Annotated in this window: 12 protein-coding genes; 5 read left to right on the forward strand and 7 right to left on the reverse strand. The window is 68.1% G+C overall.

The features are described 5' to 3' along the window. The 4 genes from QZ500_RS01565 to QZ500_RS01580 all read right to left on the reverse strand — a co-directional run. Window positions 1-917 (reverse strand): branched-chain amino acid ABC transporter permease (locus tag QZ500_RS01565; protein WP_295849955.1); only part of this gene is annotated, 917 nt, incomplete at its 3' end. A 3-nt stretch (window positions 918-920) separates the two neighbouring features. Continuing rightward, entirely contained in the window at window positions 921-1,868 is a 948-nt protein-coding gene (locus QZ500_RS01570) for a branched-chain amino acid ABC transporter permease (RefSeq protein ID WP_058640009.1), read from the reverse strand. Window positions 1,869-2,025: 157 nt separating this feature from the next. Next, on the reverse strand, window positions 2,026-3,258 hold the full coding sequence (locus QZ500_RS01575; protein WP_295849957.1) for a branched-chain amino acid ABC transporter substrate-binding protein: 1,233 nt from the start codon (window positions 3,256-3,258) through the stop codon (window positions 2,026-2,028). A gap of 108 nt (window positions 3,259-3,366) precedes the next feature. Then, a complete protein-coding gene (locus tag QZ500_RS01580; protein ID WP_295849959.1) occupies window positions 3,367-5,007 on the reverse strand; it encodes a 3-(methylthio)propionyl-CoA ligase in 1,641 nt (546 codons plus the stop codon). A 148-nt stretch (window positions 5,008-5,155) separates the two neighbouring features. Between QZ500_RS01580 and QZ500_RS01585 the strand changes: the two genes are divergently transcribed. From QZ500_RS01585 to QZ500_RS01605, 5 genes are all read left to right on the forward strand, one after another. After that, window positions 5,156-6,679 carry a protein adenylyltransferase SelO family protein gene (locus QZ500_RS01585; RefSeq protein WP_295849961.1) on the forward strand — a complete coding sequence of 508 codons (1,524 nt, stop codon included), beginning with the start codon at window positions 5,156-5,158 and terminating at the stop codon, window positions 6,677-6,679. Further along, a complete protein-coding gene (gene msrB / locus QZ500_RS01590) occupies window positions 6,676-7,110 on the forward strand; it encodes a peptide-methionine (R)-S-oxide reductase MsrB (protein WP_295849963.1) in 435 nt (144 codons plus the stop codon). The genes QZ500_RS01585 and msrB overlap by 4 nt, the downstream gene beginning before the upstream one ends. Window positions 7,111-7,175: 65 nt before the next feature. Beyond that, window positions 7,176-7,718: a septation protein A gene (locus tag QZ500_RS01595; protein WP_295849965.1), complete on the forward strand. Its 543-nt coding sequence runs from the start codon at window positions 7,176-7,178 to the stop codon at window positions 7,716-7,718. Continuing rightward, entirely contained in the window at window positions 7,715-7,993 is a 279-nt protein-coding gene (locus QZ500_RS01600; protein ID WP_295849967.1) for a BolA family protein, read from the forward strand. The genes QZ500_RS01595 and QZ500_RS01600 overlap by 4 nt, the downstream gene beginning before the upstream one ends. 119 nt (window positions 7,994-8,112) lie before the next feature. Then, window positions 8,113-8,901 (forward strand): peptidylprolyl isomerase, encoded by a 789-nt coding sequence (locus QZ500_RS01605; RefSeq protein ID WP_295849969.1) that lies wholly within the window; start codon window positions 8,113-8,115, stop codon window positions 8,899-8,901. Window positions 8,902-8,991: 90 nt separating this feature from the next. Here the strand turns inward: QZ500_RS01605 and QZ500_RS01610 are convergent, their stop codons facing one another. From QZ500_RS01610 to QZ500_RS01620, 3 genes are all read right to left on the reverse strand, one after another. Then, window positions 8,992-9,726, reverse strand: coding sequence for a heparan-alpha-glucosaminide N-acetyltransferase (locus QZ500_RS01610; RefSeq protein ID WP_295850058.1), 735 nt, complete (start codon window positions 9,724-9,726; stop codon window positions 8,992-8,994). Then, window positions 9,722-10,669 carry a DUF3034 family protein gene (locus QZ500_RS01615; protein WP_295849971.1) on the reverse strand — a complete coding sequence of 316 codons (948 nt, stop codon included), beginning with the start codon at window positions 10,667-10,669 and terminating at the stop codon, window positions 9,722-9,724. Before QZ500_RS01615 ends, QZ500_RS01610 begins: the two co-directional genes overlap by 5 nt. A 79-nt stretch (window positions 10,670-10,748) precedes the next feature. Next, window positions 10,749-11,666 carry a DUF808 domain-containing protein gene (locus QZ500_RS01620; protein ID WP_295849973.1) on the reverse strand — a complete coding sequence of 306 codons (918 nt, stop codon included), beginning with the start codon at window positions 11,664-11,666 and terminating at the stop codon, window positions 10,749-10,751. Between the last annotated feature and the right edge of the window lie 4 nt (window positions 11,667-11,670).

Here is an 11,670-nt window from a genome sequence, read left to right on the forward strand (position 1 = left end):
AGCAGCCAGGCCTTGCTCAGCTCCGACAGCAGGATCGAGGCGAAGACCAGCAGCACCGCGCCGATGATCGGCCCGAAGAAGAAGGTGGCGCCGCCCAGGAAGGTGAACAGCAGGTAGCCGCCCGAACGGATGGTCGACAGGCTGTCCGACGCATTCACGATCTCGAAGTTGATGGCCGCCAGCCCGCCGCCGATGCCCGCGAAGAAGCCGGCGATGATGAAGGACAGGTAGCGCACCCGCTGCGTGTTGTAGCCCACGAACTCCACCCGCTCGGGGTTGTCGCGCACGGCGTTGAGCATGCGGCCGAGCGGTGTGCCGGTGAAGGCGAACATCAGCGCCGTGCAGATGAAGCAGTAGACGGCGATCAGGTAGTACACCTGGATCTGCGGGCCGAAGTTCCAGCCCAGGAACTTGCCGTAGACGCGGTCGGTCGTGATGCCGCCCTCGCCGCCGAAGAAGCCCGGGAACATCAGCGACATGGCCGCCACCAGCTCGCCGATGCCCAGCGTGATCATGGCGAAGGTGGTGCCCGACTTCTTGGTGGTGACGAAGCCGAAGATGGCCGCGAAGAAGGCCCCCGCCACCCCGGCCACCACCGGGATCAGCACCAGCGGCACCGGCACCTGGCCCTTGGACGCCATGTTCATCGCATGCACCGCGATGAAGGAGCCCAGGCCCGTGTACACCGCATGGCCGAAGCTCAGCATGCCGCCCTGCCCCAGCAGGATGTTGTACGACAGGCAGATGATGATCAAGTAGCCGATCTGCGAGAGCATGGTCAGCGCCAGGCTGCTGGTGAACAGCAGCGGCGCGACGATCAGCGCCAGCGCGAACAGCCCCCAGACGAGGATGCGGCCCAGGTTGAGCGGCTTGAAGCGGTAGTAGGACGAAGGTGAAGTCATGGGAACGGCGCTCATCGGTCAGTCCTCGCGGGTGCCCAGCAGGCCCTTGGGCCGGAAGATCAGGATCAGCACCAGGAACAGGTACGGCAGGATCGGCGCCACCTGGGAGATGGTGAGCTTGAGCAGCGGGTAGCCGAAGGTCTGGTCGGTCACCGCCATGCCCAGGGCGCGCAGGCCGGAGGCCATGGACTGGTCCAGCGCCACGGCGAAGGTCTGCACGATGCCGATCAGCAGCGAAGCGAGGAAGGCGCCGGCCAGCGAGCCCATGCCGCCCACCACCACCACCACGAAGATGATGGAGCCCACCGACGCCGCCATCGCCGGCTCGGTGACGTAGGTGTTGCCGCCGATCACGCCCGCCAGGCCGGCCAGCGCCGCGCCGCCGCCGAACACCAGCATGAACACGCGCGGCACGTTGTGGCCCAGCGCCTCCACCATTTCGGGATGTTTGAGCGCCGCCTGGATCACCAGCCCGATGCGGGTGCGCGTCAGCAGCAGCCACACGGCCACCAGCATGAGCAGCGCGACCAGCATGATGAAGGAGCGCGACTTGGGGAACTGCGTGCCGTAGATGGTGAACAGCGGCCCCTGCAGCGCGGCCGGCAGGCCGTAGGGCACGGTGGAGCGGCCCCACACCAGCTGCACCACTTCAAGGATGAGGTAGGACAGGCCGAAGGTGACCAGCAGTTCGGGCACGTGCCCGAACTTGTGCACCCGGCGCAGGCTGTAGCGCTCGAAGGCGGCGCCCAGCGCGCCCACCAGCAGCGGTGCGATGAACAGCGCCGGCCAGAAGCCGAGCAGGCCCGACAGCGTGTAGGCGAAGTAGGCACCCAGCATGTAGAAGCTGGTGTGCGCGAAATTCAGCACGCCCATCATGCTGAAGATGAGCGTCAGGCCCGAGCTGAGCATGAACAGCAGCAGGCCGTAGCTCACGCCGTTCAGAAGGGAGATGAGAAAGAATTCCACTGTCGTCGAACCTCAGGAAAACATCCGGCCCGGGTGCCGGAGGCCGGCGCCGCGTGGCGACGGGACCGGGTTTGGCGCATGCAACGCCAGACGGCGTTCCGGGGTGCCGGACGCGGCGGCCGGCACGCCGGCGCCGCGTCCGTTCTACCCGACGGTATCAGGAGGGCCGCTTCATCTGGCAGCTGGTCGGCGTGCTCGCCACGTAGGCCTCGTAGAACTTGACCGGCGCCAGCGTGTAGCCCGTGTTCTCGGGGCTGTACGGGTACTTGGCGCTGGCCTTCTCCCAGCGGGTGATCCACAGGCCCTGCTGCAGCTGGTGGTCGGTCTTGCGCATCTCGACGTCGCCGTTGAAGCTCTTGAAGCGCATGCCTTCCATGGCCGCCGCCACCTTCACCGGGTCGGTGGACTTGGTCTTGACGAAGGCATCGGTCAACATGGCATAGACCGTGTAGATGTCGGTCGTGTACATGTCGTCGTTGAACTTCTTCTTGAAGGCCTCCGTCAGCGGCTTGATCGGGCCGTCGGCGTTGTAGTGGCTGTAGCCCACCTGGTAGACCTTGCCGTCCGACGCGGCGCCCATGGCCGTGGGCGTGCCGCTGGTCACGGCGTAGTAGGTGTAGTACTTGACGTTCAGGCCGGCGTCGTTGCCCGCCTTGATGAGCAGCGCCAGGTCGGAGCCCCAGTTGCCGGTGATCACCGTGTCGGCGCCCGACTGCTTGATCTTGGCGATGTAGGGCGCGAAGTCACGCACCTGCGCCAGGGGATGCAGGTCGTCGCCCACGATCTGCACGTCCGGACGCTTGCGCGCCAGGTTCTCCTTGGCGAACTTGCTGACCTGCTGGCCGTGCGAATAGTTCTGGTTGATCAGGTAGACCTTCTTGATGTCCTGCTGGTCCTTCATGTAGGTGGTCAGCGCCTCCATCTTCATGGAGGTGTCGGCATCCAGGCGGAAGTGCCAGTAGCTGCACTTGCTGTTCGTCAGGTCCGGGTCCACCGCGGCATAGTTGATGTAGACGACTTCCTTGCCGGGGTTGCGGGCGTTGTGCTTCTCCAGCGCGTCCATGATGGCCAGCGCCGGGCCCGAGCCGTTGCCCTGCACCACGTAGCGCGCACCCTGGTCCATCGCCGAGCGCAGGGCCGCGGTGGTTTCCTGCGGGCTCAGCTTGTTGTCGATGCCGATGATCTCGAACTTCACGCCGGCCGCGTTCTTCTTGTTGAACTCCTCGGCCAGGAACTGGAAGCTTTTCAGCTGGTTGGTGCCGACCGCGGCCATCAGGCCCGACAGCGGGTCGAGCCAGGCGATCTTCACGGTCTGGCCGCTCTGCGCGAGGGCCGTGCCGGCGCAGGCCAGCAGAGCGGATGCGGCCACCAGTTTCAGGCGAAGGGTCATGGATGTCTCCGTTGGAAAAATCATTTATGCGAGCCAGCTTACAAACGCGCCAGCAGCGCGTGCTCAGGGATTGCCCGTAGCCTCGTGCAGCCGCTGTAACGTGGGCGACTAGAGGCCCGGCAGCCGGTAGCCGGCGAGCTGGTCGCGCAGCCGCGTCTTGAGCATCTTGCCGGTCGCACCGATCGGAATGGCATCGACGAACACCACGTCGTCCGGCACCTGCCACTTGGCCGTCTTGCCGGCGTAGAAGGCCAGCAGTTCGTCTCGCGAGACCTCCATGCCGGGCCGCTTGACCACCGCGACGATCGGCCGCTCGTCCCATTTCGGATGCGGCACGCCGATGCAGGCCGCCATCGCCACCGCCGGGTGCGCCATCGCGATGTTCTCGATATCTATCGAGCTGATCCATTCGCCGCCGGACTTGATCACGTCCTTGCTGCGGTCGGTGATCTGCATGAAGCCGTCGGGATCGATGGTCGCCACGTCGCCGGTCGGGAACCAGCCCTGGCCGCGGGCGTCGGGCACCAGCGGACTCGCATCGCCCTTGTAGTAGCTGTCGACGATCCACGGCCCCTTCACGTATAGGTCGCCGTACGTCGTGCCGTCCCACGGCAGCTCCACGCCGTCGTCGCCGACGATCTTCATGTCGACGCCGAACACCGCCCGGCCCTGCTTCATCCGGATCTTCATCTGCGCATCGGCCGGCAGGTCGAGATGCTTGTTCTTCAGCGTGCACAGGGTGCCGAGCGGCGACATCTCGGTCATGCCCCAGGCGTGCAGCACGTCCACCCCGTAGTCGCGCTGAAAGGCATCGATCATCGCGGGCGGACAGGCCGAGCCGCCGATCACCGTGCGCTTCAGGGTCGAGAAGCGCAGCCCGGCCGGCTTCATGTGGCCGAGCAGCATCTGCCAGACCGTCGGCACGCCGGCGGCGAAGGTGACCTTCTCGGCCTCCATCAGCTCGTAGACCGACTTGCCGTCGAGTGCCGCGCCCGGCAGCACCAGCTTGCAGCCGGTCAGCAGCGCCGAATACGGAATGCCCCAGGCGTTGACGTGGAACATCGGCACCACCGGCAGCACCGCGTCGCGGGCCGACAGGTCCATCACGTCCGGCAGCGCGGCCGCATAGGCGTGCAGCACGCTGGAGCGGTGGCTGTACAGCACCGCCTTCGGGTTGCCGGTGGTGCCGCTCGTGTAGCACATGCTCGACGCCTCGTTCTCGTCGAGCCGCGGCCAGTCGTAGGTGTCGGCGTGGCCGGCGATCCAGGCTTCGTAGCAGAGCAGGTCCGGAATGCCGCTGTCGACCGGCAGCCGATCCACGTCGCAGAGCGCCACCCAGCGCCGGATGCCGGGGCACTTGCCCTGCAGCGCCTGCACGATCGGCAGGAAGCACAGGTCGAAGCACAGCACTTGGTCCTCGGCATGGCCGGCGATCCAGGCGATCTGGTCCGGGTGCAGGCGGGGGTTGATGGTGTGCAGCACCCGGCCCGAACTGCTGACGCCGTAGTACAGCTCCAGGTGGCGGTAGCCGTTGACCGCCAGCGTGGCGACCCGCTCGCCCGGCGCGATGCCCTGGGCGTCGAGCGCGTTGGCGAGCCGGCGGGAGCGCGCGGCGAGCTCGCGGTAGGTGGTGCGGTGCAGGTCCCCTTCGACCCGCCGCGACACGACCTCGCCGTCGCCGTGGTGGCGCTCGGCGAATTCGACCAGCATGGAGATCGTCAGGGGTTGGCTTTGCATCAGACCGAGCATGGAACGGGCTTTCCTGGGTGCGGTGGAGGGAGGTGCAGGTCCGGAGGACCCGGCGTGTCGGCACAAGTATTGCCCGTGCGTCCGACAGCCTCCTTACGGGATTGCCCGCACTCGGGATGCCGGCATGACCCCTGCGGGACAATGGTCCATGACCACCGGCACCGCGACTTCGACCTTCCTTCCTCCGTCCGGCGCGCCCGACGCCGCCGACCTGGGCCTGGCCTGGCAGACCGGCTTCGACCGGCTCGGGCCGCAGTACCTGACCTACCTCCGGCCGCGTCCGCTGGCGACGCCCTACTGGGTGGGCACCAGCCCGGCCTGCGCGGAATGGCTCGGCCTCGATACCGCGGCGTTCGCATCGCCAGAGGCGCTCGAAGCGTTCGCCGGCAACCGGCCGGTCGCCGGCACCCGGCCCTATTCCACCGTGTACAGCGGCCACCAGTTCGGCGTCTGGGCCGGGCAGCTCGGCGACGGCCGGGCGATGACGCTCGGCGAGGCGGCCCGCGGCCCGGCGGGCGGCGGGCTGGAGGTGCAGCTGAAGGGCGGCGGACCCACGCCCTATTCCCGCGGCGGCGACGGCCGGGCGGTGCTGCGCTCCAGCATCCGCGAATTCCTGTGCAGCGAGGCGATGCACGGCCTCGGCATCCCGACCACCCGCGCGCTCTGCGTGGTCGGCGCCGACACACCGGTGCGCCGCGAGGAGATCGAGACGGCCGCCGTCGTCACCCGGGTGGCCGAGAGCTTCGTGCGCTTCGGCCATTTCGAGCATTTCGCGCACCAGGGCCGGATCGACGAGCTCCGGGTGCTGGCCGACTATGTGATCGACCGCTACTACCCTGCCCTGCGCGACAGCCCGGCCTTCGGCGGCAATCCGTACGCCGGCCTGCTCGACGCGGTCGCCGCACGGACCGCCGCCATGGTGGCGCGCTGGCAGGCGGTCGGCTTCTGCCACGGCGTGATGAACACCGACAACATGAGCATCCTGGGCCTGACGATCGACTACGGGCCATTCCAGTTCCTCGACGCCTTCGACCCCGGCCACATCTGCAACCACAGCGACCACCAGGGCCGCTATGCCTATAACCAGCAGCCCAACATCGCCTACTGGAACCTGTTCTGCCTCGGCCAGGCGCTGCTGCCCCTGATCGGCGACACCGAGACGGCGATGGCCGCGCTGGAGCCGTACCGCAGCACCTTCCCGCGGGAGTACCTCGGCTGCATGCGTGCCAAGCTCGGCCTGGCCGACGCCCGCGACGGCGATGCCGATCTGCTGGACGCCTTGCTCAAGCTGCTCGCCGCCAACCGCACCGACTGGACGATCTTCTGGCGCCGGCTGTCGCGGCACGTGGCCGGCGACAGCGCCGAGCCGGTCCGCGATCTGTTTCTCGACCGCGAAGGGTTCGATGCCTGGTTGCTACGATATTCGGAGCGCCTTCCGCAGGCAGGACGGGCGCTGGCGGCCGATTCGATGCTGAATACCAATCCGAAGTTCGTGCTGCGCAATCACCTGGGCGAGCAGGCGATCCGGGCCGCGAAACAAAAGGACTTCAGCGAGGTCGAGACCTTGCGCACACTGCTGGCTGCCCCATGTGACGAACATCCGGGTTTCGACGACCGCGCCGGCTTCCCGCCCGACTGGGCTTCCACCATCGAGATCAGCTGCTCCTCATGAACACATCCCCCGACTCCACGATCCAGAAGACCGACGACGAATGGAAGGCGGTGCTGGCTGAGAAAGGCGCCGAGCCCGGCGCCTTCCAGATCACCCGCCGCGCCGCGACCGAGCGGCCCTTCACCGGCAAATACAACGCCGTCTGGGCCGACGGCAGCTACCACTGCATCTGCTGCGGCAATACGCTGTTCGATGCGAGCACCAAGTTCGACGCGGGTTGCGGCTGGCCCAGCTTTTCCGAGGCGGTGCCCGGCGCGATCAAGGAGATCACCGACCGCAGCCACGGCATGGTGCGGACCGAGACGGTCTGCGCGCAGTGCGGCGCACACCTGGGCCACGTCTTCCCGGACGGCCCGACCGACACCGGCCTGCGCTACTGCATGAATTCGGCCTCGCTCGACTTCACGCCGAAGGCCGAGAGCGGCGGCTGACCGGCGGCGCGCTGCCACAATCGCCGCTTCGTTCCGCCCCGCTCGCCCGCTCGCCCGCTCGCCGCATGAAACTGCTCATCGACTTCTTCCCGATCATCCTGTTCTTCGCGGCCTTCAAGTTCGCCGGCATCTACGTGGCGACCGGCATCGCGATCGCGGCCACCGTGGTGCAGATCGCCTGGCTGCGCTGGCGCAACGGCCGGGTCGAGCCGATGCAGTGGGTGAGCCTGGGCGTGATCGTGCTGTTCGGCGGCGCCACCCTGGTCGCGCACAACGAGGCCTTCATCAAGTGGAAGCCCACGGTCCTCTACTGGCTGATGGGCGCCACCCTGGCGCTCGGCCAGTTGCTGTTCCGCAAGAACTTGCTGAAGTCGCTGATGGGCGCGCAGATGCAGTTGCCCGACCATGCCTGGCGCGTCGCCAACTGGAGCTGGGTGGGCTTTTTCGCGCTGATGGGGGCGCTGAACCTGTGGGTGGCCTTCCACTTCGACACCGACACCTGGGTCAACTTCAAGCTCTTCGGCGGGCTGGGCCTGATGGCGGTCTTCGTGGTCGGCCAAGCGCTGTACCTGGGCCGCTACATGCAGTCCGAGGAGCCGACGAAATGAGCGCGCCCCTCGCCGCACCGACCGCCGACGCACTGCGCGCCCGCTTGGTCGATATCCTGGCGCCCACGCAGCTGGAAGTCATCGACGAAAGCGCCGACCATGCCGGTCACGTCGGGGCCAACGGCACCGGTTTCGGCACCCATTTCCGCGTGCGGATCGCCTCTGCGCAGTTCGCCGGGAAGACCCGCGTCGCGCAGCATCGCCTTGTGTATGATGCGCTCCGCCCATTCCTGGACCAGGGTCTGCACGCGCTCGCGATCGACATCACCCGCTGAACCTTTCGCGCGATTTCGACACTCACTCCACCAGGTCGCCCGCCGCACCGCCCTCCGGTCGCCGGCATTTCCCTTCCCCCTACTCCCACCGTTCCCGTAGGACTTCCGAGGTCAACAACATGCAAAAACTCCGTATGTCCGGCATCGCAGCAGCGGCCGCTCTCGTCGCCGTGCTGGCCGCGCCCGCCATGGCGCAGAACATCGCGATCGTCAACGGCAAGGCGGTGCCGAAGGCCCGCGCCGACGTGCTGACGCAGCAGGTGGCGAAGTCGGGCCGGCCGATCACGCCCGAGATCGAGGCGCAGATCAAGGAAGAGGTCATCGCCCGCGAGATCTTCCTGCAGGAAGCGCAGAAGTCGGGCCTGGACGCGACCGACGACTTCAAGAACCAGATGGAACTGGCCCGCCAGACCATCCTGATCCGCGACCTGTTCGCCAAGTGGCAGGAAAAGAACCTGGTGACCGACGCCGAGGTGAAGGCCGAGTACGACAAGTTCGCCGCGGCCAACGGCGGCAAGGAATACAAGGCCCGCCACATCCTGGTGGATAAGGAAGCCGACGCCAAGGACATCATAGCCCGGCTGAAGAAGGGCGCGAAGTTCGAGGACATCGCCAAGAAGCAGTCCAAGGACACCGGCTCCGGCGCCAACGGCGGCGACCTCGACTGGGCCAACCCGAGCAGCTACGTGCCCGAATTCACCGAAGGCCTGGTCAAGCTGAAGAAGGGCCAGCTGACCGAAGTGCCGGTCAAGAGCCAGTTCGGCTACCACGTCATCCGCCTGGACGACGTGCGCGATGCCCAGCTGCCGCCGTTCGAGCAGGTCAAGCCGCAGATCGCCCAACAGCTGCAGCAGCAGAAGCTCGCCAAGTTCCAGGACGACCTGCGCGCCAAGGCGAAAGTCGAATAAGGCGATCCAGTCGGGTAAGGCCGGTTCCCGGCCGGCGACCCCTCCTGAAAACGCGGCCTGGTGCCGCGTTTTGTTTTGGGCGCGCCTCTTTCAGCGCAGCAGCACACCTGCCGCCGCCAGCAGGCCGAGCAGGACCGGCTGGTGCAGCATGTACCACGGCAGGCTGTGGCGGCCGAGCCAGGCGAGCGGAGCCGGCGCGGCGCCGGCCAGCCACGTAAGGCGGTGCCGCAGCAGCCACTGCCCCGCCGCGAGGCCCCACCAAACTACACCGAGCCAGGGCAGCAGCGGCACGTAGTCCTCGGTGACCGGCTTGCGGGTGACCCAGCCGAGCACGTTGAGCGGCGCCGCGTTGAAAGCCGGCTCCCAGGCGGAGCCAGCGATCACGGTCTTCGCCACGACCGGCGACACGACCGCCAGCGCACCGAGCCACCATAACCAGCGGCCGGCGCCTGCGGTCAGGCGCGCGATCACCAGCATCGCCGCGAGACCGTGCAGCACGCCCCAGTAGATGAAGCTGCGCGGGAACATCCACCACGAGCCGAGGGTGACCAGCAGCGCGCAGCCGGCGACAAGGCGCCAGCGCCGCCAGAACCGCGGCCAGCCGAGGCCCGCCTCCGCCGCAGCCGCCTGGCCGAGGCCGGCGCAGAACAGGAACAGCGTGACGATGCAGGTGCGCTGGACCGTCCAGAACGGATCGCGCAGGAATTCCTGGTGGATCCAGCCGTGCAGGTTCAGGTCGAAGCAGAAATGGAAGGCCGTCATCCACACCACGGCCAGCCCGCGCAGGGCGTCGAGCCGGTCGAGGCGGCCGGCCGCAGGCTTAATACGCCACCTGCACCGACAGGTAGTTGCCGGTTTGGCGCCGGCTGGCGGTCACGCCCGGCACCACCCGGCCCAGGTCGACCCGGGCCAGTGTGAGCGACACGTTGCGGTGCGGCGCCCAGGCGATGAAGATGTCGCGCCAGTCGTCCTGCACCAGGCCGTTGTCCAGGCCGGCGGCGCGGCCGAGGGCTTCGAGGTTGTTGGGCATGAAGCGGTATTCCGCACCGATCGCGAGATCGCGCCGCAGCAGATAGGCCACCGAGATTTCCGGCACTAGGCTGCGCCGGTCGCGCCCCGGTGCTGCCGCGCCGAAGCCGAGCAGCCCGTTCTGGTTGGCGTTGGTGTAGCGCAGGGTGCCGTTGACCAGCAGGCCGGTGCCGAGGAACAGCTTGGTCGCGCTCACATAAACGTCGGTGCCGCTGTTGCGGGCTCCGAGGAAATCGACCACCGACTGCAGCGAGCCGGCGGACAGCGACTTGTGCTGCACGCCGACCGACACCTGCGGCAGCCAGTGGTCGGCATCGAGGATCGCCTCGCCGAGCAGGCGCACCTTCACGCCGACGATGTCGAGCCGCAGGTGCGGCTCGGGCAGCACGCCGAAATCGGCCACGCCGTTGAGGGCGGGCGCCGGAGCGGCGTTGAGATCCTGCCGGGCGATCGAGACCTCCATCCGGTCGTTCCAGGCGACGGCGGCACCGGCCGCGGTGAGCCCGTAGTCGCGGGTGGACAGCCGCGTCGCGAAGCCGGAGAAGCCGAATTCGCCTTCAGTCGCCTGCGTGCCGATCACCGCCCAGGGCACGATGCCGCCGCCGGCCGTGCCGTCCACCCCGCTGACACCGCCGGTCAGCACCAGCTTGCCGGTGTCGGCCACCGCCGCCAGCGCCAGGCTGCCGCCCAGCAGAACGCCCGCAGCGCGGAGAAGGAAGGACGGGGTCGGTGTCGTCATGCGAGGGAAATGCGATGGCGCGGCACGGCGCGCCGGGTGCGTGGAATGCGAAAAATGTAGCCGGTGCGCCGCCGGCTGCCTATCCGGGATGCCCTGGAGCCCTGCCCCGCAGACGCTGCACCAGCGATACGGCGGCCAGGACGACCGCCCCCGCCGCGACACCGGCCAGACCCTGCACCAGGCTGGCCAGCAGGCCGGTGCCGGCCGCCGCCTCGACCGCGTGGTGGAACGCCGGCACGCCGTGCACCAGGATGCCGCCGCCGACCAGGAACATCGCGGCGGTACCGAGTACCGACAGCGCCTTCATCAGCCACGGGGCGAGCGCCAGGATGCCGCGGCCGGTCGCACGCGCCGCCGCACCGGCACGCCGGCTCAGGTACAGGCCCAGGTCGTCGAGCTTCACGATGCCGGCGACGATGCCGTAGACGAAGATCGTCATGATCACCGCCACACCGACCATCACCACCACCTGCTGCGCAAACGGCGCGTCGGCGACGGTGCCGAGCGCGATGGCGATCACCTCGGCCGAGAGGATGAAGTCGGTGCGCACGGCACCCTTGACCTTCTCCTTTTCAGCGGCGGGCGTCAGCGTCTGCACGGCCGGCATGGGGGCCTCCGACGGCTCGACGGCCGTCGCCGACTGGTGCGCACGGTGCCGCCGGCGCGTCAGGCTGTGCAGCAGCTTCTCGGCACCTTCGTAGCAGAGGAAGGCGCCGCCGACCATCAGCAGCGGCGTGATCAGCCACGGCGCGAAGGCACTAATCGCCAGCGCCGCCGGCACCAGGATCGCCTTGTTCATCAGCGATCCGCGGGCGACCGCCCACACCACCGGCAGCTCGCGGCTCGCCTGCACGCCCGACACCTGCTGCGCGTTGAGCGCCAGGTCGTCGCCGAGCACACCGGCGGTCTTCTTCGCCGCGACCTTGGTCATCAGCGCCACGTCGTCGAGCATCGACGCGATGTCGTCGATCAGCATCAGCAGGCTGGCGGCGGCCATGGCG

Source organism: uncultured Xylophilus sp. (genome assembly GCA_913776965.1).
Classification (GTDB): domain Bacteria; phylum Pseudomonadota; class Gammaproteobacteria; order Burkholderiales; family Burkholderiaceae_C; genus Xylophilus.